This window comes from Pseudomonas sp. IT-P294, assembly GCF_949767865.1.
In the GTDB taxonomy this organism is placed as follows: Bacteria; Pseudomonadota; Gammaproteobacteria; order Pseudomonadales; family Pseudomonadaceae; genus Aquipseudomonas.
This window is the reverse complement of record NZ_CATKQW010000011.1, coordinates 545,715-567,733: the sequence shown is the minus strand read 5'-3', so window position 1 is coordinate 567,733 and position 22,019 is coordinate 545,715. Positions and strand designations below refer to the sequence as shown.

16 protein-coding genes are annotated in these 22,019 nt (G+C 59.6%); 8 read left to right on the top strand and 8 right to left on the bottom strand.

Features of this window, described 5'->3' with window-relative positions; translation table 11 throughout:
- Window positions 1-46 precede the first annotated feature (46 nt).
- Both ACM6I0_RS09995 and phaC read left to right on the top strand, forming a co-directional pair.
- Window positions 47-1,225 (top strand): acetyl-CoA C-acetyltransferase, encoded by a 1,179-nt coding sequence (locus tag ACM6I0_RS09995; RefSeq protein ID WP_414922165.1) that lies wholly within the window; start codon window positions 47-49, stop codon window positions 1,223-1,225.
- Between the two features lie 94 nt (window positions 1,226-1,319).
- A complete protein-coding gene (phaC, locus tag ACM6I0_RS09990) occupies window positions 1,320-3,023 on the top strand; it encodes a class I poly(R)-hydroxyalkanoic acid synthase (protein WP_414922164.1) in 1,704 nt (567 codons plus the stop codon).
- 96 nt (window positions 3,024-3,119) lie between these two features.
- On the opposite strand, the gene ACM6I0_RS09985 is transcribed toward phaC, so the two are convergent.
- Window positions 3,120-4,025, bottom strand: a complete 906-nt coding sequence (locus ACM6I0_RS09985) for a LysR substrate-binding domain-containing protein (protein WP_414922163.1) — start codon at window positions 4,023-4,025, stop codon at window positions 3,120-3,122.
- 128 nt (window positions 4,026-4,153) lie between these two features.
- Between ACM6I0_RS09985 and ACM6I0_RS09980 the strand changes: the two genes are divergently transcribed.
- Window positions 4,154-5,152: a zinc-dependent alcohol dehydrogenase family protein gene (locus ACM6I0_RS09980; protein ID WP_414922162.1), complete on the top strand. Its 999-nt coding sequence runs from the start codon at window positions 4,154-4,156 to the stop codon at window positions 5,150-5,152.
- A gap of 50 nt (window positions 5,153-5,202) precedes the next feature.
- Here the strand turns inward: ACM6I0_RS09980 and ACM6I0_RS09975 are convergent, their stop codons facing one another.
- A complete protein-coding gene (locus ACM6I0_RS09975; RefSeq protein ID WP_414922161.1) occupies window positions 5,203-5,898 on the bottom strand; it encodes a tRNA (adenine(22)-N(1))-methyltransferase in 696 nt (231 codons plus the stop codon).
- Window positions 5,899-5,998: 100 nt separating this feature from the next.
- The gene (locus ACM6I0_RS09970) at window positions 5,999-6,955 is read right to left on the bottom strand and encodes an AraC family transcriptional regulator (RefSeq protein WP_414922160.1); all 957 of its coding nucleotides are present in this window, start codon (window positions 6,953-6,955) and stop codon (window positions 5,999-6,001) included.
- 198 nt (window positions 6,956-7,153) lie between these two features.
- Between ACM6I0_RS09970 and ACM6I0_RS09965 the strand changes: the two genes are divergently transcribed.
- Together ACM6I0_RS09965 and ACM6I0_RS09960 are read left to right on the top strand one after the other, a co-directional pair.
- Complete coding sequence (locus tag ACM6I0_RS09965) at window positions 7,154-8,107, top strand: diiron oxygenase (RefSeq protein WP_414922159.1); 954 nt, start codon at window positions 7,154-7,156, stop codon at window positions 8,105-8,107.
- A gap of 81 nt (window positions 8,108-8,188) precedes the next feature.
- Window positions 8,189-8,620 (top strand): MAPEG family protein, encoded by a 432-nt coding sequence (locus ACM6I0_RS09960; RefSeq protein ID WP_414922158.1) that lies wholly within the window; start codon window positions 8,189-8,191, stop codon window positions 8,618-8,620.
- A gap of 9 nt (window positions 8,621-8,629) precedes the next feature.
- Here ACM6I0_RS09960 and ACM6I0_RS09955 read toward each other — a convergent pair whose 3' ends face one another.
- A complete protein-coding gene (locus ACM6I0_RS09955) occupies window positions 8,630-11,563 on the bottom strand; it encodes an EAL domain-containing protein (RefSeq protein WP_414922157.1) in 2,934 nt (977 codons plus the stop codon).
- 380 nt (window positions 11,564-11,943) lie between these two features.
- Here ACM6I0_RS09955 and ACM6I0_RS09950 point away from each other — a divergent pair, with 380 nt between their 5' ends.
- The 3 genes from ACM6I0_RS09950 to ACM6I0_RS09940 are packed head-to-tail and all read left to right on the top strand — an operon-like array spanning window position 11,944 to window position 16,115.
- Entirely contained in the window at window positions 11,944-12,852 is a 909-nt protein-coding gene (locus ACM6I0_RS09950; protein WP_414922156.1) for a peptidyl-prolyl cis-trans isomerase, read from the top strand.
- Window positions 12,852-13,850, top strand: coding sequence for a HupE/UreJ family protein (locus ACM6I0_RS09945; protein WP_414922155.1), 999 nt, complete (start codon window positions 12,852-12,854; stop codon window positions 13,848-13,850). Before ACM6I0_RS09950 ends, ACM6I0_RS09945 begins: the two co-directional genes overlap by 1 nt.
- A gap of 42 nt (window positions 13,851-13,892) precedes the next feature.
- On the top strand, window positions 13,893-16,115 hold the full coding sequence (locus ACM6I0_RS09940; RefSeq protein ID WP_414922154.1) for a DUF3604 domain-containing protein: 2,223 nt from the start codon (window positions 13,893-13,895) through the stop codon (window positions 16,113-16,115).
- Window positions 16,116-16,125: 10 nt separating this feature from the next.
- Here the strand turns inward: ACM6I0_RS09940 and ACM6I0_RS09935 are convergent, their stop codons facing one another.
- From ACM6I0_RS09935 to ACM6I0_RS09920, 4 genes are all read right to left on the bottom strand, one after another.
- Window positions 16,126-16,902, bottom strand: a complete 777-nt coding sequence (locus ACM6I0_RS09935; RefSeq protein WP_414922536.1) for a transporter — start codon at window positions 16,900-16,902, stop codon at window positions 16,126-16,128.
- A gap of 78 nt (window positions 16,903-16,980) precedes the next feature.
- A complete protein-coding gene (locus tag ACM6I0_RS09930) occupies window positions 16,981-18,258 on the bottom strand; it encodes an OmpP1/FadL family transporter (protein ID WP_285436748.1) in 1,278 nt (425 codons plus the stop codon).
- A gap of 1,166 nt (window positions 18,259-19,424) precedes the next feature.
- Window positions 19,425-19,625, bottom strand: coding sequence for a YbdD/YjiX family protein (locus tag ACM6I0_RS09925; RefSeq protein WP_038983272.1), 201 nt, complete (start codon window positions 19,623-19,625; stop codon window positions 19,425-19,427).
- A gap of 15 nt (window positions 19,626-19,640) precedes the next feature.
- Complete coding sequence (locus ACM6I0_RS09920; RefSeq protein WP_414922153.1) at window positions 19,641-21,698, bottom strand: carbon starvation CstA family protein; 2,058 nt, start codon at window positions 21,696-21,698, stop codon at window positions 19,641-19,643.
- Window positions 21,699-22,019 lie beyond the last annotated feature (321 nt).

Sequence of the window (22,019 nt, the reverse complement as noted above, 5' to 3'; positions counted from 1 at the left end):
CATGGACGCCCTGCTCCCGCTCGACAACATCCTAATGAGGTCTCGCATGAACGAAGTCGTAATCGTTGCCGCAACACGTACCGCCATCGGCAGTTTCCAAGGTGCCCTGTCGGCGATTCCCGCCACCGAACTGGGCGCTGCGGTGATTCGCAGCCTGCTCGAACAGGCCGGGGTCGACGCCGCCCAGATCGATGAAGTGATCCTCGGCCAGGTCCTCACCGCAGGCTCGGGCCAAAATCCGGCACGCCAGAGCGCAATCAAGGCCGGCCTGCCCTTTACCACCCCTGCCCTGACCCTGAACAAGGTGTGCGGCTCGGGCCTCAAGGCGGTGCAACTGGCCGTCCAGGCGATTCGTTGCGGCGACGCCGAACTGGTGATTGCCGGCGGTCAGGAAAACATGAGCCTGGCGCCGTATGTGCTGCCCAAGGCACGCACCGGCTTGCGCCTGGGTCATGCGCAACTGCAAGACAGCGTGATCCAGGACGGTTTGTGGGATGCCTTCAACGACTATCACATGGGCATTACCGCAGAGAACCTCGCCACGCAGTACAGCCTCAGCCGCGAAGACCAGGACGCCTTCGCCGCCGCCTCGCAACAGAAAGCCGCAGCGGCCATCGAAGCGGGTTATTTCAAGCGGGAAATCACCCCGATCCTGATTCCCCAGCGCAAGGGCGATCCGCTGGCGTTCGACACCGATGAACAACCGCGCCCGGGTAGCACGCTGCAAGCGTTGAGCAATCTCAAACCCGCATTCCAGAAAGACGGCAGCGTCACCGCCGGCAATTCATCGACCCTCAACGACGGCGCCGCCGTGTTGCTGTTGGCCAGCGCCGCCAAGGCGCTGGTGCTGGGTTTACCGGTGTTGGCGCGCATCAAGGCTTACGCCGGTGCGGGCGTGGACCCATCGATCATGGGCATCGGCCCGGTGCCGGCCACCCGTTTGGCATTGACCAAAGCCGGCTGGAGCCTGGACGACCTTGACCTGATCGAAGCCAACGAAGCATTCGCCGCGCAGTCACTGGCGGTCGGCAAGGAACTGGGCTGGGACACCCAAAAGGTCAACGTCAACGGTGGCGCGATTGCACTGGGGCATCCGATCGGCGCATCGGGCGCGCGGATTCTGGTGTCGCTGGTGCACGAGCTGATTCGTCGTGACGGCAAAAAAGGCCTGGCCACGTTGTGCATCGGCGGCGGCCAAGGCGTCAGCCTGCTCATCGAACGATAAAAATAAAAAAGGCTTGGCTGACTACTGACGCGGTGCCGAATGGCGGCACCGCGGTTTTTTTCTGCCCGGATTTGCGATGTCGGCAAGGAGTTCCATGGACAATAACGCGCACACCTTCAACACCTTCTGGTCAGGCCAGGTCCCGTTCATTGCCTCCTTTGCAGTGCAACAATTACGTCTATGGGTCAGCACCAATCCGTGGTTTACCGGCCAGGACTATAACGAGTGGTTCGAGTTGCCCCGTGCAACCCTGGACAACCTTCAAGCCGATTATCAAATGCAGTGGGGCGATCTGGGCCAGCGCCTGTTGACCGGCCAGCCGTTCAGCTTCGAAGATCGACGTTTCGCCAGCGGCAACTGGAACACTCCGCTGTTCGGCTCCCTGGCCGCGTTCTACCTGCTCAACGCCGGTTTCCTGCTCAAGCTGCTCGACAAGCTGCCCATCAAGGACAAGAAACCGCGCCAACGCCTGCTCTATCTGGTGGAACAAGCCATTGCCGCCGGTGCGCCCAGTAACTTCCTTGCCAGTAACCCGGACGCCTTGCAACGTGTCGTCGATACTCAGGGTGCCAGCCTGCTCACCGGCCTGCTGCACCTGGCCAGCGACCTGCAAGAAGGCAAAATGCGCCAGTGCGACAGCGGTGCCTTCAAGGTCGGCGTCGATCTGGCCAACACGCCCGGCGAAGTGGTGTTCGAGAACGAGCTGTTCCAGTTGATCCAGTACTACCCGCAGAGTGAAACCCAGTACCGGCGTCCGGTGTTCATCGTCCCGCCGTCGATCAACAAGTTCTACATCCTCGACCTGCGCCCGGACAACTCGATGGTTCGCCACCTGTTGCAGCAAGGGCACCCGGTGTTCCTGATGTCGTGGCGCAACTTTGATGCAGCGCACGCCGGCACCACCTGGGATGACTTGATCGAAACCGGCATCATCAAAGGCCTGCAAGTCACCCGCGAAATCAGTGGTGAACAACGCCCCAATTGCGTGGGATTCTGTATCGGCGGCACGTTGCTGAGCACGGCGCTGGCGGTATTGGCGGCGCGCGGCGACAAAGACATCGCCAGTGTGAGCCTGCTCACCACTTTCCTCGATTACCTGGACACCGGCCCCATCGACATCTTTGTCGACGAGCAATTGGTCGCCTACCGCGAGCGCACCATCGGCGGCCAGGATGGCCCCGTTGGCCTGTTCAAGGGCGAGGACATGGGCAACACTTTCTCGCTGCTGCGCCCTAACGACTTGTGGTGGAACTACAACGTCGACAAATACCTCAAGGGCCAAAAACCCAACGCCCTCGACCTGCTGTTCTGGAACAACGACAGCACCAACCTGCCCGGCCCGATGTATTGCTGGTATCTGCGCCATACCTATTTGCAGAACGACCTGAAATCCGGCGACCTGGACTGCTGCGGGGTCAAGCTGGACCTGCGCGCCATCGACGCGCCGGCCTACATCCTCGCCACCCATGACGATCACATCGTGCCGTGGCGCAGCGCTTACGCCAGTACCCGATTGCTGAGCGGGCCCACGCGTTTCGTGCTCGGCGCGTCGGGGCATATCGCCGGGGTCATCAACCCGCCGGCCAGGGAAAAACGTCATTACTGGACCAACAAGCGGGTCACCAAAAACCCTGAAACCTGGTTCATGAATGCCCAGCAACACCCTGGCAGTTGGTGGAATGACTGGTTCGCCTGGCTGGCTGAACAGGCCGGGGAGCGCCAGCCTTCCGCTCTGCACACCGGCAATGCGAAATACCCGGCGCTGGAGTCGGCCCCCGGGCGTTACGTAATGCAGTGATTGAAAGCCCCGCGCGGTCATCCGTATCGCGTGGGGTCAACGCGCGCCTGTTTCATCCAGCCTGCTGTCGCACTGGCGCGCAACCGATGAGGTCATTCAATCGATACAGACGTCGATATCGATTGCAAAAGCGTCTCTCAAATAATCAGTGAACGCCCTTACCCGCGCTGACTGCCTGCGGTCCGCTGGAGACACCGCGTGAATAGGCATCGACGACGGTGTGTAACCCTCAAGCAACGCCACCACTCGCCCTGCCTGTAAATCCTCACGAAACAGCCACGAGGGCGACAGCGATAGGCCTAGTCCACTCAGGACCATTTGCCGGATCGACTCACTGTTGTTGCTGCGCACATTGCCCTTGACTTGCACCCCGCTCCATTGGCCGTTGTGCTCGAAACGCCAGGTGTCGGAATGCTTGAGCTGATTGAACACAAGGCAATTGTGGTTGCCCAGTTCATCCGGAGTCGCGGGCATGCCGAATTGCTTGAGATAACCGGGGGCTGCAAAGACTCGACGTCGTGTCAGGCCTATCTGTCTGGCGATCAGGCCACTGTCTTTCAACTCGCCAATGCGCACCGCAACATCGATCCCCTCGCTGACCAGGTCTACGTTCTCGTCACTCAGTTGCAAGTCGATAGACACCTCGGGGTGTTGCTGAAGAAAGCCGTGCAACCGAGGCGCAATCTGTAGGCGTCCGAAACTGCCTGAAGAGGCAATGCGCAGCGGGCCCGCCACGCGCTCTTTGCCGGTCTGAAAACTGTGCTCGGCGTTGTCCACCGCCGCCAGAATCTGCCGACAATGTTCGTAGTAGCGCTGCCCCTCATCCGTCAGGCTCAACTTGCGCGTACTGCGGGCGAACAGGCGGCCGCCCAGCCTTTGCTCCAAGGCGCCGATCTGTTTGCTGATGGTTGGCTGACTGAGGCCGGTTTCACGGGCCACCGCTGAAAAGCTGCCTCGCTCCACTACCCGCATAAAAATGGCCATCGCTTCCAACGTGTCCATAGCGACCTCACTTAGCGATCAATTGGCATGAATACTATAGGCATTTGCCCTCTTATCGGAATTCATCGACTGCAGGAAACTGTTGCCATCGCCCAGCGCGAACCGAATTCACTCAAGAGGAATTACCCATGAGCCAGAACACTATGAACGCCGCCGTCGCTTTGCGGGCTGGAGCCGCTTTAGAGATTCAGCAGCTGCCCGTGCCTGAGATTGCCGCCGGACAAGTGCTGGTCAAGGTCATCGCCAGTGGCGTGAACCCGTTGGATACCAAGATCAGCAAGGGTCAGGGATCGCATGCCCGCCAACCGTTGCCGGCTGTTTTGGGGATGGACCTGGCGGGTGTTGTCGAAGCGGTAGGGACCGGCGTCACTCAGTTCACCGTCGGTGACGAAGTCTTCGGCATGGCCGGGGGGATTGGCGGTCACCAAGGTTCGCTGGCGCAGTACATCGCTGTCGATGCCGACCTGCTGGCACGCAAGCCGAAAAACCTGAGCATGCGCGAAGCCGCCGCGCTGCCGCTGATCTTCATCACGGCGTGGGAGGGATTGGTCGACCGGGCCAATGTCCGGGCCGGGCAGCGCGTTCTGGTGCACGGCGGTGCCGGTGGTGTCGGGCAAATGTCGGTGCAGATCGCCAAGGCGCACGGGGCACACGTCTTCGCCACCGGAAGTGCCGCCAGCCTTGAAGCCATCAAAAACCTGGGGGCCACCGCCATTGATTATCGTGCCCAGAGCCCTGCGGACTATCTTGAGCAATACACCGACGGCGAAGGTTTTGACATCGTGTATGACACCGTCGGCGGCGCGACACTGGATGCCTCATTCGCCGTAGCAAAAGTGTACACGGGCCACGTCGTCAGTTGCCTCGGCTGGGGTGAACACTCACTTGCGCCTTTATCGTTTCGCGGTGCCACCTACTCCGGGGTGTTCACCCTGCTGCCGTTGATTACCGGCAAAGGTCGCAAGCACCACGGCGAAATCCTCGCTCAAGCCACCGCGATGGCAGAAGCAGGACAACTGCGGGTGCTGCTGGACGAACGACGCTTTACCCTCGGCACCGCCAATGAGGCTCATGCACTGGTTGCTGCAGGCAAGGCGGCGGGCAAAGTAATCGTTGATATCGAATGAATGCCGTCCACGGTCAATGCGCTTCATGACGTTCTGGGCGGGCCCCGGATTCAAGCCAGCAGTTCGGTGATCCAGCGGGCCTGCCGCGCGACGTCCTGCACCTTCTCTTCGGGCACGGCCTGCCCCGCACGGGCGAACTCGCTCAGGGTCTTTTGCTTCTGATGCAGCCGGCGCTGCCACTTGACCAGGAACGCCGGGCTGCGGGCCTGCATCTGCAATGGGCCGAAGTACAGCTCCTGTTCGGTGTACGCCACCGGCTCGTCGCGCTCGGCGACGATGATTTCGTAGTCGAAGCGGTTCTCCCGCAGCACTTCCTCGCAGACGATGCGGTAGGCATTGTCCATCAGCCATTGGCGCAGGGGTTGCTCGCCACCGTTGGGCTGCAGGATCAGGCGTTCGTGGCCACTCAGGTGCGCCTTGCCGCGCTCGAGAATGTCGCGGATCGTCTCGCCCCCCATGCCACAGAGGCTGATCGCAGTGATTGCATCTTCTGCCTTGATCGCCGCGAGGCCATCGGCCAGGCGCACGGTAATCCCCAGGTCCTGACCGCTCTCGCTCACGGTACGTTCGGCCGAAAGGAACGGCGTCAATGCCACCTCGCCGGCCACCGCCCCCGCAATGGCCCCACGGCGCATCAACGCGACCGGCAAATAGGCGTGATCCGAGCCGATATCGGCCAGGCGCGCGCCGACGGGCACATGCGCCGCCACCCGCTCCAGGCGCATGGATAATGTGTGTTCGTTCAACTGCTGTTCCTTTCCACCACGAATGTCCGCCGCCATTGGCATGAAGTGCGGGCGGCCATGATGCTTGGTGCGGGCGCAAGGGTAAAGCGCCCGCGCCCTCTCAGACCGGTTGTTTGCGCCAAGTGCCAGGGGATGTGCCGAACTGGCGCTTGAATGCGCGACTGAACGCGGCTTCGGATTCGTAGCCCACTGAAAAGCCGATCTGCGCCACGTTACCTCGGCCTTCGCGCAACTGTTGAGCCGCCACATGCATTCGCCACAGCGTCAGGTATTGCATCGGTGGCTGGCCGACCAATGCGGTGAATCGCTCTGCGAACACCGAGCGCGACATGCCCACTTCCTGCGCCAGGGCTTCTGCCGTCCAGCCCTCGGTGGGACGCGCATGCAGCAGCGCCAGTGCACGCCCGATAAGCGGATCTCGCAATCCTGCCAGCCAACCGCGTCGCTCAGCCGGGAGGCTGGCGACGTACTGACTGACGGCTTCGACGAAGAGCAATTCGGAGAGCTTGGTGATGACCGTTGTCGAGCCGACCCGCCCCGCCGCGATCTCACTGACAGCAAAACGGAATGAGCTTTCGATCCAGGCGCCCAATGCCGTGGAGCGAACATCCAGTTTCAATAACGATGGCAACGACGAAAGCAACGGGCTGAAGGGGGTTTCAGAACCGAGGAATCCGCACAACAAATGCGTTGGCTCACCGCCCCCGCCGCACTTGATTCGTGAAATGCCGCCCACTTCAGGCGGTTGAATAACGTCGCTCGCCGACAGGGGCGCAATGCTCAGGTCACTGCCAAAGCAATGAATGTCATTGCGAGGCAGCAGAATGAGTTCGCCCGCCCGCACATCGATGGGCGCTTCCCCTTCGATGCGTAATTGCATGTGCCCCGAGGCGACAAAATGCGACGCAATGATGTGCCTGGGTGCCGCCACGAACGGCTTGCAGTCGTCGGCAGAGATTCTTCCGTTGAGGCACCAGGGTGCAGTGAACTCCGCCTCGAGAAAAACCCCTCCAGACAGTCGGATCACACGCAAGACATCAGAAAGCGCATCCAACACTTGCCGGCCCTCTCTTCCGGAGCCTGGAGCATGCAATCAGGCGCCCCGGGCATTCTTCGCCAGAACGGCGAGGCCTAGATTAGCACCAACGCGGACCCGGTGATCAGGCCAGCCCTCAGAGGCTTCACCAACGGTCATGGGCTCCGATGTTGGCTGAAACGGCCCTTTGCTACTTGATCCAGGAAGCAGGAGATCGATATGAACAGCGTCGCAACCGTACCCCGCTCAGATTCGGGCAACGCCGCCCGTTATGCTCAACTCGTCAGATCATCGAAGAAGGCGGAATGGCAGATCGATCGCGATTTGCTGCAAGACCGTCGTTTCGACTTCTCGCGCAAATTCTTGCCCGACGGGCTTTCGCGAGTCGACCGCCTGACCTTTCTCGCCGCCGACGAGGCCCGCCTGCTCAGTCAGATTCAGGGCCGGACCTATGCGTATCTTTTTGGCCTGGTGGAGCGTTTTATCAGTGCCAAAATGCTCGATCAAGGCCGGGCCCATGTGTTTGACGATCAACTCGCCCTCGAAGCGCTGGTGCGTTTTTCCAACGACGAGATCAAGCACCAGGAGTTGTTCCGGCGCATGGAGACCCTGTTGGGTTCGCAGTTACCCACCGGATACCACCAAGTAGCCGATCCAAACGAGGTGGCGCGCTCGGTCCTTGCGGCCAGCACCTGGTCAGTGCTGGCGCTGACCTGTCATATCGAGCTGTTTGTTCAGGCGCATTACGCGCACAGCATCGCTCCGCGCGAGGAGCTATGCCCACTGTTCAAGGACGTCTTCAAATTTCACTGGAAGGATGAAAGTCGCCACGTCGTGCTCGATGAGCTGGAGTGGAAGGCCGAACACGCGAAACTCTCGCCCGTCGAGCGTGACCAGGCAGTGGACGATCTTATTGCGCTGGTGGCCGCCGTCGACGCCATCCTGCAGGCGCAAGCGGCGGCCGATGCCGACTACTTCGTGCGCAATGTTTCACCCTCGTTCAGTGTCGCGCAGACAACGCAAATCAAGGCCTGCGTCCTGGGCGCCTACCGCTGGCAATACATTGTCTCGGGGGTCCGGCATCCACACTTTGGCCGGCTGCTGACGAGCATGACAACACCGGCCCAGATGTCCAGGATTCAGGCGGCACTGGCCCCCATCATGGGCGATTGATCGAAAACGCGCGACCGACCACACGTCGGTTGCGCGGTTGTTGAACGATGCGCTGAAAATGATTGATTGAGGATGGCGGCCATGACGACGCCGATGTGGATGCTGCTTGGATTCGCGACCTGGAATTTGCTGCTGTTGATGGCAACCGTCGGGGTGTATCGCTGGGTCAGGATCCTTTTCTCAAACGTTCCGATTGCCTCTTTCCGAAGCGATCAGCTCGAAGGCGAGGACTGGTATCGGCGTGGCACAAGAGCCCACGCGAACTGCGTGGAAAACCTGCCGGTCTTTGGCGCCATTGTGTGGATGATTTCAGCCCTTGGGATCGACGCCCCTGTGGTGAACGCCTTGTCCATCCTCGTCCTGACCGCTCGCGTGTGCCAGTCTCTGGTTCATGTGTCCCATGTGCAAACGGATGCGTTCGTGGCGGTTCGGTTTTCTTTCTTTTGTGTGCAGCTGGTGTGTTTTCTCGCGCTCATTGCGATAGCCGCCTGGTACGGCTTAATCGCTAAATAAGGGATTAATTCAGGCTTGATCGCCGGCTATGGCGGCCTCAACTGCATTGCCTGAAGCAAGCCCCCAGGCCCGTAACGCCTGCAGACACATCGGCTTGGCGAAATAATAACCCTGGGCCTGCCCGGCGCCCATTTCGCGCAGCAACGCCAGCGTCTCGGCGTCCTCGACGCCTTCGGCGACCACGCTCAGGTCCAGCGATTCGGCCATCCGCACAATCGCCCGTACGATCGCGCGGCTGCGGGGGCTGGTGGTCAGTTCGAGAATGAACGACTTGTCGATCTTCAAGCCGCTGAAACGGTATTGATGCACATAGCTCAGGGAGGAAAATCCTGCGCCGAAGTCATCGAGCACCACGGACATGCCGTTGTCGGCCAATTGCTGCATGGTCAGTCGGGCAATCGCCGGCTCGGCCACCAGCGCGCCTTCGGTCAGCTCCAGGCAGATGCGCGACGGCGCGACCCCGTACCGGGCCAACAGCGCAAGCACATCGCTGGCGAAATCCGGGCGCGTCATGCTGTAGCTGGAGCAATTGACGTGCACCGCGGGCCAATTGGCGTGCTCGGGCTGGGCGAGGATCACCGCGATGCTGGTGAGCATGTACAAGTCCAGCCGACCGATCAGGCGCAACCCCTCGACATCCGGCAAAAACTCGCCCGGCCCCATCACCCGTCCGCCCGGCTGATGCCAGCGGATCAGCGCTTCGAGGGCCAGCAACTCACCGGTTTCGACGCTGACAATCGGCTGGAAATACGGCAACAGTTCGTCGGTGCGTTTGAGCGCATTGCGCAAGGCCCCTTCGCGCTCGACCTGATCCGAGACTTCGCGGCGCACTTCCTGGTTGAACACCGCGTAACTGTCGCGACCGGCACTCTTGACCCGATACATCGCCGCATCGGCATCGCGCAGCAAGTCCGCTGGCTCCTGATGGAACTGATGGTCGGCGCTGACAATGCCGATACTGCAGGATGAAAACACTTCATGGCCATTGATGAAAAACGGCAGGTCGAACGCTAGCAGAATCCGTTCAGCGATCTCGATCAAGACATCCAGCGGCGCCTCGGGTGCGAGCACCGAAAACTCATCGCCGCCCAGGCGCGCCAGCATGTCGGTGTCGCGCAGGCAACCGCGCAATCGGTGGGCGGCCTGCATCAACAGCAGATCGCCAAAATGGTGGCCAAGACTGTCGTTGACCAGCTTGAATCGGTCCAGGTCGATGAACATCACCGCCAAGTGCCCGCCTTCGTTGCCGAACTGCGTCCAGGCGAGATTGAGGCGCTGCTGCAGGTAGGTTCGATTCGGCAGCCCGGTCAGTGCATCGTGGGAGTTTTCATGTTGCAACTTGGCATTGGCGTGATCGAGTTCGCGGGTGCGGTTCTGCACCCGGGCTTCGAGCTTGAGGTTGGCGGCATGGATGGCTTCGGCGGCCGTGCGGCGCGACAACGCGGTGTCGATGTGCCGCGACACGAACGTCAGCAATTCCTGGTCGCGCAGGGTATAGCGCACTTTTGAGGTATAGCTTTGCACCGCCAGTACGCCGCGTACCACATCGCCATCGAACAAGGGAATGCCCAGCCAGGAATAGGATCGGACATATTCATCGGCCAGTTCGATTTCGTCATTCGCCGACAAGCGTTCAGCTTCATCGACGTCAATCAGGCACGGTCGACGCTGGCGGATAACGTACTCGGTCAAGCCCCGGCGACCACGCCGAGCCAGCGGGCAGGTCGTTTGCCGCTCATCGACATAATAGGGAAAGGTCACTTCGGTGGTCGCGTCGTCGAACAGCGCAATGTAGAAGTTTTGTGCGAATAGCAGATCACCGACGATGCCATGCAAGGTTTGAAACAGCTCGGCCATGTCGCCCGGCTGGCTCGACAGTTCGGCAATCTGGAACAGCGCACTCTGCAGATGCTCGGCGCGCTCGCGTTCTGCCACTTCCTGCCTCAATGCATCGTTGAGCGCCGAAAGCTCCAGGGTGCGTCGCAGCACCGTCTCTTCCAGGTCCTCGCGGTGCAGAATCCGGTCCAGCGCCATGGCCACGTGGCGAGCCACCACCAGAAACAGCGCTCGGTCTTCGGCGCTGTAAGTACGGGAAACGTCGTAGACCTGCATCGCCAGCATGCCGAATACATCATCCGAGGCATTTTTCAACGGGGCGCCCATCCAGAATTCCGGACGATCTCCCACACAGTAGAATCGGCGCTCGGCCTCAGCCGCGCGAATGCCGGCGGCGTCGATCAACAACGGCTGGCCAGACGTCAGCACTTGGCCGGTCAACGACAAGTGCGAAGCGTCAAGGTATTCGTATTGCTCGGACTCCAGGGCATCAACGTCGATGATGTCGACGTAATAGGGGTAGTCAATTTTGCCGGTGTGCGGATTGTACAGCGCGAGATAGAAGTTCTCGGCGTCGATCAGGCTGGCCAGCAGCCGATGAACTCCCACCAGAAACACTGAACGGTCACGGGTTGAGCTGGCCAGGTAGGTAATTTCATACAGCACCCGCTGAGTAATCTGTGCTCGGGCAAGGGTATTGGTCTGGACCTCAATGCCCAGGCGCCGGGCAAACTCGGCGAATGCCGGTTCGCCGGCCTCGGTGACGGGCGCGAGCAGCCAGCCCAGCACACTTTCACCTCGACCCGTTGGCCAGCGATGCAAGCGCCGGGTCAGGCAAAATGCTTCGAAGTCTTCATTGGCGACGCTTGACGGCCACGGCAACGCAGGGTCGCCCTGCCCGATCAAATGCAATTGTTCGCCGGCACGGTAAACCACCCACGCAGTGGTGTGGGCCCAGTGGCGCGCCGAGTCGAGCAATTGTTCGATGGTGTCCTCGATACCCGCGTAAGCCATGCCGACCGTATCCGATTTCCCTGTCAGTTGAGGTGCGACAACGTCGCAGTCGTTTGATTGCCGTGGGGAGTCGGTCAATGAACGAACACTCATCAGCACTCCCTGAGCCAAAAACTGGCGAAATTCACCTGCTGATTACTAGCAATGTGCCCGTGTGCTTCCCGTTTAAAGCTTATGGAAGTTTTTATCAATAGCTTTATTCGGTTTAATGCCAACCACCGCACGGACAACCCGCCATTCAGCCGCTTTAGTCCCGTGAGGTGTTCAGTCGCCGCCATGGTTGTCGCTGGATCCTCGTCAATGTACATCGCCCCTGGCATCCACGTCGCCCGACTCAAAGCGCTGCGTATTTAAGCCGATTGCGAATAGAGCTTAGTGCCTATCGTGATTAGCTTCGCTGGAAAGTTTTGAGGCAAAGGCAATACTCCAATTCGCACCGCAGATTATTCGATTGAAGCGTGGGGCAATAAGTCATGAACTTAAAAGTCTGCGAAGTAAAACCGGCGCGGTTCTCGTTGATCGCGCGCTGCCTTCGTGAGCCTTTACTGCACTTTCTGATCGCCGGTTTTGCACTCTTTGTGTTGTACGGTGGTTTGCACCGTTCTACCGTCAATCAAGACCCGCAGCGAATAGAAATCACCCCGGACGCTATTCAGCGCATCAAAATTTCCTGGCTCGCGCGATGGCAGCGACCGCCCTCCGACCAGCAACTTCAAGGGCTGCTTGATGAATATGTGAAAGAGGAAATTCTCTATCGCGAAGCACTGAAACTTGGCCTGGATAAAGACGACACGATTATTCGCCGCCGACTGGCGCAAAAAATGGACTTTCTGGCAGAGGATGTCGCCGCACTTCGCGACCCAGCCCCTGGTGTACTGCAAGCCTGGTACAGCGCCCATCAGCAATACTATGCCCCGCCGCCACTGGTAACTTTTCATCACCTGTTCTTCGCGTCGGACAAACGCGGTACGAATGCCCAGGCACAAGCTCAAGCCGTGCTGGCCACCCTGACCGACAAAAACAGCGCCGAAGGCGATACCTTCGTGTTTAAAAACGCTTATGCCGAGCAATCCCAGGATCAAGTGGCGAAGGACTTCGGTTCAAAGTTCGCCATTACAGTGTTTCAACAAAGCCTGGGACGGTGGGTCGGCCCTATTGAGTCAGGGTTTGGCTGGCACCTTGTGTGGATTGATGCGCTGGCCAAACCAACGGCTCCACCCTTTGAAAGCGTCGCCCAGCGAGTCAAGTCCGACTGGCTTTCCGAACAGCGTACTGAGTCCAAACGTGCAAATTTCGCAGCGTTGAAGGCCCGTTATGAAGTGATGGTGATGATGCCAGCGTCCGCTCGTGGTATCGCGGCCACTGAAACGGAGCAGCCTTGATGCGCCGTACGATCTGGCTTGTGTTGTGCGTTTTACTCATGGGGCAAGCGGCCCTGGCTCATGAATCCCGCCCGGCCTACATGGAAATCAACGAAATCGCCACCGGGCGGTACGACGTACTGTGGCGCACGCCAGTGCTTTCAGGGATGCGATTGCCTATCGCGCTGAAATTCGCCGAAGGCGTGCAAACGGTCGTTGAACCGGTGGAAAGCCAGCTCAACGACTCGCTGCTCGAGCGCCGGGTGATCGATGCCGGCCCCGCGGGACTGGTGGGCAAGCGCATTGAATTTGTCGGCCTGCAAGCGAGCATCACCGATGTGTTGGTCCGCGTCTCGCGCCTGGACGGCACGTTCTCGACCACCCTCGTGCAACCTGCTCAACCGTGGATTGAAATTGCCGCCACACCGGGAGCGTTCTCGGTGGCCGGTGCCTTTCTGGTTCATGGCATCGAGCACATAGTGGGTGGCTTCGATCACCTGATGTTTGTCTTCGGTCTTCTGCTGTTGGTGGGTAACGGCTGGATGCTGGTGAAGACCATCACCGCGTTCACCCTCGCCCACTCCATCACCCTGGCGCTCGCCACGCTGGGCGCCGTGCACCTGCCCGGCCCTCCGGTGGAGGCGACGATTGCACTGAGCATTCTGTTGCTGGCAGCGGAAATCGCCCGAAAGAATCGCGGCCAGGCAAGCTTTACCGCCCAATGGCCGTGGGTCGTGGCCTTCTGTTTTGGCTTGTTGCACGGCTTCGGTTTTGCCGGCGCGCTGGCAGAGATCGGCCTGCCACAACGGGACCTGCCCCTGGCGCTGTTTACCTTCAATGTTGGCGTCGAGATCGGCCAGTTAGTGTTCGTCGCCGTGGTGCTGAGCCTGCGGGCACTGCTGCTGCGTTGTCGACTTCCACAGCCGGCGCACTTGTATGCCCGTCCGATGGCGTCCTATGGGCTGGGGACGCTGGCCGCCTTCTGGTTTTTCGAACGAATTTCAAGTTTTTGGTCGTGAACTGCACCGTCCTGTCACTGCTGTGTTCCGGAGACGTGGAAAATGAAAACCAACACCCGCCTCAGCACATCGTTCTTGTTCAGCTACGCCGCCTTGACCCTGGCTATCAGCACGCAGGTCATGGCAGATGGCAATCCGGACCGCGAGGTCTACTTTGGCCAGACGCACTCGCACACCTCGTGGTCGATCGATGCCTACCTGGTGGGTAATCACGCAGTCGATCCGGAGCAAGCTTACAAATTCTCGCTGGGCATGCCGGTCATGCACCCGATGGGCTTTGAAGTACAGCTCAAGGGCCGTCCGCTGGATTTTCACGGCGTCACCGATCACTCGGAATACGTGGGCGTTATCGCGCTGGCCAACGATCCGAAATCGGACTTCAGCAAAACGCCCATCGCGCAAAAGCTGATCGTCAAAACCCCGGAGGACTTCAATCGGGTCTTCAAATGGATCGCGGGCAGCATGAACCACCCGATCAAGGAACTGATTGATCCGAAGGTTGCCGGCAACATCTGGCAGCAAAACATCGCCATCGCTGACAAGTATTACAAGCCCGGCACGTTCACCACGTTCGTGGCGTATGAATGGACCTCGGCGCCCAACAATCAGAACATGCACCGCAATGTGTTCTTCCGCGATTCGAAAAAGGCCCCCGAACTGCCCTTTACCGCTCTCGACTCCGGCAAACCCGAGGATTTATGGGCCTGGATGGACGATCAGCGCAAAAAGGGCAATGACGTACTGGCGATCTCACACAACGCCAACCTCAGTAACGGCATGATGTTTCCGGTCGACGTCGATGACCGGGGGCGCCCTATCGATGCGGCGTGGGCCGAGACGCGGATGCGTAACGAGTCCCTCACGGAAATCCACCAGGTCAAGGGCACCTCGGAAACCCATCCCGAGTTGTCGCCAACCGATGAATTCGCCAACTACGAAATCATGAGTTTCCTGCTTGGCATGGACAACAGCACCTCCAAACCTAACGGCAGCTACGTCCGCCAAGCCTGGCAAAACGGCATGGCCTTGCAGGAGGCTCGTGGCTTTAACCCTTATAAAATGGGCGTGGTCGGTGCCAGCGACTCGCACAACGGGGTAATTCCCTACACGCAGAGCGACAACTTCGGCTCCCACGGCTTTACCGACAGCACACCTCAGGCGCGTCTTTCCGGCAAACAGAACTCGGGCATGATAGCCCTGCAAACCAGCACCTCCGGCCTGGCCGGTGTCTGGGCGGAAGAAAACACCCGTGAATCCATCTTCGATGCGATGAAGCGCAAAGAGGTCTATGGCACCAGCGGCGTGCGGATTCCCGTGCGTTTGTTTGGTGGCTGGGGTTTCGACAGCAACCTGTGGAACGAAAAAGACTGGGTGCATGCCGCCTACGCCAAGGGCGTGCCCATGGGCGGCGACCTGCCGGCAAAACCGGGCAAAGAGGCGCCGACCTTCGTGGTGTGGGCGGTCAAGGATGCCGATGATGGCAACCTCGACCGAATCCAGATCATCAAGGGCTGGACCAAAAACGGTCAGACCTTCGAGAAGATCTACGACGTCGCCTGGTCCGGTGATCGCACGCCAGACCCCGCCACTGGCAAAATCCCACCGGTGGGTTCCACGGTCGATATTTCCAAGGCCACTTACACCAACACCATTGGCGCCACCGAGCTGAAGAAAGTCTGGGTCGACCCGGACTTCGACCCAGCCCAGCATGCGTTCTACTATGCCCGCGTGTTGCAGATCCCGACACCACGCTGGAGTACCTACGACGCCGCCAAGCTGCAGGTACCGCCACCGGCCAACGTCTCGGCCGTCGTCCAGGAACGCGCCTGGACCTCACCGATCTGGTACTCGCCGAACGCCGAAGACAGCCAGTTGATGGTGCGGGGCAAAACCGTTGACCAGCTTAAATCCGAAGGCGCCAAGGCGTTGACCAACGAGCAGCTGCAAACCCTGGTGGTGGGCAAAACTGTCAAGGTGCGCAACACGGTCACCGGCCAGACCTTTGAAATTGTCTACGGCACCGATGGCCAGCGCTCGGTTACCAGCGTCGACGGCAAACCGGCTGCGCAAGGCGAGTACCTGAACATGTTGCACGGTGGGCAATTCGGCGTGCCGGCCAAATATGAAATCAAGGATGGGCAACTGGTGACCACCCTTGGCGGTTCGCCCTTCGAGGCCACGGTGTTTGAGCAAAACGGCAAATACGTGGCGGCTCGCAGCAATGAGTTCGGCTATGTGAATTATGAGGTGGAAGATGTGAAGTAGCGGGCGCCTTTCATTTAGGAAAGAGCAGCGTGTAGGCCACGCGAAAGCCCCACCCTTGGGCGCCGTCTTTCGGACTGTCGGCCCAGTAGCGTGGCCCGACCTGCAGGCTCATGGGCTGCTTGCCGACCTTGAACAGTTGCGTCACGAACAGATTGATCGGCACGTTCCACTCCTTGGTCTCCCAGTCGTAAGTGGATTCGGTGTTGATGCCGAAACTGGTGTAAGTCGCCGTGGTGTACACCAGAAAGGGTTGCAGAAAGGTTTGATTGACTTTCTCTTTGTCGTCGGCAGGGCTGTTTTCCAGCGACCAGATGTGATTGGCGAGAATGCCGATGGTCCAGCCGTGTTCCTGCTTTAGCGCCACGGCCGTCGGCCCCAACCCCCACTGTTCGCTGCTGAGCAAGGTGTTGCTGCCGGTCGGCAACAGCAATGCCGGCCCTACCCCCCAGATCCAGCCACTCTCGGTGGGTTTTTTCGGAGAGAAGAAAAAGCTCTGAGTCGTGTCGCCTACCCCGCTTTTGTCGGCCACACCATTCGGTGTCAGACCATGCTGATCGATGATCGGCAGGATCGTGCGTGAGATCAGGTTCCAGTCTTCATTCAGACTGAACGGTAAAACCGGCTGGACGTTGGTCACGCTCTGGATGCCGTCACCGGAGGGCCCCATTTTCTGGTTCCAGTTGTACTGGATGGGCAAGCTGTAGAGCGCAGCGACCGGGTTCAATGACTGCTTGGCCAGCTCGGCCTGACTGTCCGCAAAACTGCAGACGGGCACTGCAAGCGTCATCACGGAGAGCACAGGCAGTTTGATGCATCTGTTCATACCGAGCGCCCTCCATTGCAGTGATCAGGGTGAACGCCCCCGTCAGTAACGCCAGGTCATATTGGCCGACAGGGCTTGAAGCCAGGCATTGTCGAACTCGCCGGACACACGATTGCCCGACAGGGATTTGGTCTGGTCGACGGGCATGTCACCCATCCAGACCGTAACCCAGCTGAAGTTCAGGTCGGTCTCCTTGTTCAGCGAATACGTGAGGCCGGCGGCGAACCGCCAGGCGGCGCCCATGGGCACGGTGAGCGTGCGATTGCTGTCGGAAACCGCCGAGGTGTCGTAGGCGATACCGAAGTCCCAGAGCAAATCTGGGTTCATCTGATACTGCGCGCCCAGGGCCAATTGGTAGGTGTCTTTGTAATGCGCATTGATGGTGGTGGCCCGCGACCCGCCAGCATTGGTGTCGACGTCAATGCCGATGTCGCCGAACTCGGACCAGTCCTGCCAATTGACCGAGGCCAGAAACGCCCATTGCGAGTCCAGTTGCTGATACAAACTGAGGGTGGCGGTTTGTGGGACTTTCAGATCGAGTTTGAGCTTGGTGCCATCCAGCCGACTCACGAGCGGGCCGCTGTTTTTGATATCCAGGCCATCCTCGAAATTCAGGTCCACCTGGCTGGTGTAGGCCAAGCCGATACGCGTGCCTGCTTGCGGGGCATAGATCACGCCGACATTGGCGCCATAGCCCCAATCGGTGTCCCTGTATTTGTACTGCCCGTCCGCGCGGTTCGTCAGGCCAAGGGGCGACTGATCGATGGCGGCCTCGGATTTGAGCATGCCGTACATGGCTTTAACGCCAAGCCCCACGGACCATTGATCGTTGAAGCGATACGCCACGCTAGGCACCAGTGACAATCCGGCGATGCTGGCGTTCTGCACGAAATAACGCCCGGACCAGTCGTTGTCGTAGTTTTCCGCCAGGCCAAAATCGCCATAGGAGCCGAAGCCGACGGACCAATGGTCATCCAGTTGATGGCTGATAAAAAAACTGCCTCCCGGTATGGGGTCGAGAATATTGCCGCTGCCATTGCCCGGGGTATTGGTCTGATCATCCCGATCGAACGACAAATGACCAAAGAGGATCTGCGCACCCGCAGTGATTTGCGTGCCGCTCAAATAGCTCAAGCCAGCGGGGTTACTGGCGATGGTCGAAGGGCCTTGTGCCCTGGCGGCGGCCCCGGCATTGGCCAGACCGATGTTGTCCGTGCCGATTTCATACAACATCAGTCCACCGGCTGTGCTGCGCTCGCTGGCTAATAGAGAGAGCGCTCCAAGAACGGAAATACACAATGCATTTTTATTCGACTGCATGATGTCCCTCTCAAATAATGTTTATCACTATTGAACGGATAACAGCGCAACCGCTTACTTATGGCGAAATGAAGTATTGCTGAGGATTGGGCATTGTCCATTTAAAGACACTTAATTGTTCGGTGTGATAGAAGTTTTAACCCGGCTTTTTCAGAGTGTTGTGTGCTTGAGAAAGTTTGGGGGTTGGGGTTGGGTACATATCCGTTTCTGCGGTCACGGCGGCTATTGGTTCCGCCTTTACGGCGGGTCACTTGGAAGAGCGCCAAGTAACCAAGCGCTTGCGCCCCTGACGTCCGGTGCCTCGCCTAGGCTCGGCATTCCCTCACTCCGGTCCTGCTCCGTGGGCCCGCCGCCATCGGCCATCCATGGCCGGGGGCGGCTAACCCGGCATCCATGCCGGGTTGCCCACTACGCAGAACCTGCGTTCGGCCTTCCGACGGGGCAGATCAAAATCAAAATCAAAAGCTGAAGGCGAGCTAACGCTCGACCTGATGAGTGGTGAGGAGCAAAAGCTGTGCGCTGGTCTGCTCTGCTTTAGGTGGGAGTGAGCCTGCTCGCGATGCTGTTGATCTTGGCTGTTGATCGTTCCCACGCTCCGCGTGGGAATGCCGCCGGGGACGCTCTGCGTTCCGCTGTCGACACAGGCTTGAGTCTTGCGCAAGGGTGACGCGGAGCGTCACGGGATGCATTCCCACGCAGAGCGTGGGAACGATCAGTACTCTGGAGAACGATCACTACGCGCAAGCGTTGAGCAAACAGGCCGGCCGGTAGGCCGCCTCGCTTTGCTTTGGCGGTGTACGCCCCCTCGAGAGGCCGAGCGCAGGTTCTGCGCAGTGGGCACCGCGGCAAGGATGCCGCGGTAGCCGCCCCCGGCCATGGATGGCCGATGGCGGCGGGCCCACGGAGCAGGACCGGAGCGAGGGCATGCCGAGCCTTAGCGAGGCACCGAACGTCAGGGGCAAGAGCCCTTTGGTTACTTTGGGGCTTTTCCAAAGTGACCCGCCGTCAGGGCGGAACCCTAAGCCGCCGTAACCGCAGCAACGGATATGCCCCCAATCCCACCCCCCAAAACCATCTTAAGTAAACATCATCAGCCAAATCATCCGGCTTTTCCGTGCACTCAGACGCAGTATCAGAGCAACTTCAGCAATGGCTTCCCCATTCACTCAACAACAGCGAGTCTGTCCATTGCCACCGCCGTATCGCGCTTCCTGACGTTCCCGAAAGAACACCTCATAGCTCATCACCGGCTTGTCCGGGTGTTTGGTTTGCATATGCTCGACGTAGGTGTCGTAGTCCGGCATCCCGACCATCAAGCGCGCAGCCTGACCAAGGTATTTACCGAGACGACTCAAGTCATTAAACATGCTCGCCCTCCTCCATCAAACCTGCGGGATTGCCTGATACGGCGCTTCTTTATCCGTACGTTCTTTGCTGCCCCAGGCGGCGATACCGACCTTAAGTGCAAAGAACAGGATGCTGAAGACCACAAACAGAAACAGCGCCGTCAACGTAGCGTTGGTGTAAGCGTTGTAGATCACGTGCTGCATCTGGTCGATGCTTTTGGCCGGGGCGAGGATCTGACCATTGGCCAGGGCATCGCTGTACTTCTTGGCCAAGGCCAGGAAGCCAATCGCCGGGTTGGCATCGAACAGCTTGATGAAACTTGCCGTGACGGTGCAGATCAGCAGCCACACAGCGGGCAGCATGGTCACCCACACATAGCGCTGGCGTTTCATTTTGATCAGCACAACGGTGGCCAACATCAGCGCGATACCGGCCAGCATCTGGTTGGAGATACCGAACAGCGGCCACAAGGTGTTGATGCCGCCCAGTGGATCGATCACGCCCTGATACAGCAAATAGCCCCACATCGCCACGCAGCCAGCGGTGGCGATCAGGTTGGCGGGCCAGGAGTCGGTGCGTTTCAGCGACGGCACGAAGGAGCCAAGCAAGTCCTGCAGCATGAAGCGTCCGGCACGCGTGCCAGCGTCCACGGCGGTCAGGATAAACAGCGCTTCGAACAGGATCGCGAAGTGGTACCAGAACGCCATGGTGTTTTCACCGGGCAGGACGTGGTGCAGGATCTGCGCGATACCGACCGCCAGGGTCGGCGCACCGCCGGCACGGGCCAGGATGGTGGTTTCACCGATGTCCTTGGCCACCGCTTGCAACGCGTCCGGGGTAATCGCAAAGCCCCAGCTGCTGACGGTTTGCGCCACCGAAACCACATCCGCGCCGACCAGTGCCGCCGGGCTGTTCATGGCGAAATAGACGCCTGGCTCGATCACCGACGCGGCGACCATGGCCATGATGGCGACGAAGGATTCCATCAGCATGCCGCCGTAACCGATGTAACGGGCATGGCCTTCGCTCGCAAGCAACTTCGGTGTTGTACCGGAAGCGATCAGCGCGTGGAAACCCGAGACCGCGCCACAGGCAATGGTGATAAACAGGAACGGGAACAGAGCGCCCTTCCACACCGGCCCGGTGCCGTCGATGAACTGGGTCAGTGCCGGCATTTTCAGGTCGGGCATGGTGATCAGGATGCCGATCGCCAGCGCCACGATGGTGCCGATTTTGAGGAAGGTCGACAGGTAGTCGCGCGGGGCCAGGATCAGCCAAACCGGCAACACGGCCGCCACAAAACCGTAGCCGATCAGCATCCAGGTGATCTGGATACCGGTGAAGGTGAAGGCTTTGGCCCAGACCGGATCAGCGGCGATTTGCCCGCCCAGCCAGATCGAACCGAGCAGCAACAGCACACCGACCACGGAGATTTCACCGATGCGACCCGGGCGGATGTAGCGCATGTAGACGCCCATGAACATCGCAATCGGGATGGTCGCCATCACCGTGAAAATGCCCCATGGGCTCTCGGCCAGGGCCTTGACCACGATCAGCGCCAGCACCGCGAGGATGATGATCATGATCAGGAAGCAGCCAAACAGCGCGATGGTCCCGGGGATGCGGCCCATTTCTTCACGGACCATGTCGCCCAGGGAGCGGCCGTTGCGGCGTGTGGACATAAACAGGACCATGAAGTCCTGAACGGCACCGGCCAGCACCACGCCGGCGATCAGCCACAGCGTGCCGGGCAAGTACCCCATCTGTGCGGCCAATACCGGACCGACCAGCGGCCCCGCGCCGGCGATGGCGGCGAAGTGGTGACCGAAAAGCACGTGTTTATTGGTCGGCACGTAGTCCAGGCCATCGTTATTGATGACCGCGGGCGTGGCACGATTAGGGTCGAGTTGCATCACTTTGGTGGCGATGAACAGGCTGTAATAGCGGTATGCAACGAGGTAAATAGCGACTGCTGCGACTACGATCCAGAGGGCGTTGATCGCTTCGCCGCGGCGCAGGGCCACGACACTCAGCGCAAACGCTCCCAGGACAGCCACGGCAAACCAGGCGAGGTGTTTAGCCAGACGGGGCATAGCGTGTCTCCTGCCGACAGCCAGTGACTGCGGCGGTAATTTTTATAATTGTGTCCGCGGTGCGGAGCTGGCCCAATATCTGCGCATGTCGTCTACAAATAAATCCGCGTTACTACGTACGTGGCATCTACGTAGTTCTACGTAGACTCTGCAGATCCTCTGTAGGAGTGAGCCTGCTCGCGATAGCGGACTGACACTCACCATCAATGTCATCTGATACACCGCTATCGCGAGCAGGCTCACTCCCACAGGGTTTTGTATTTGAGTTGAAGGACACCAAAGCCGCAGGTCATTCCGTCCTGCCGCGCTACAGGACGCGCG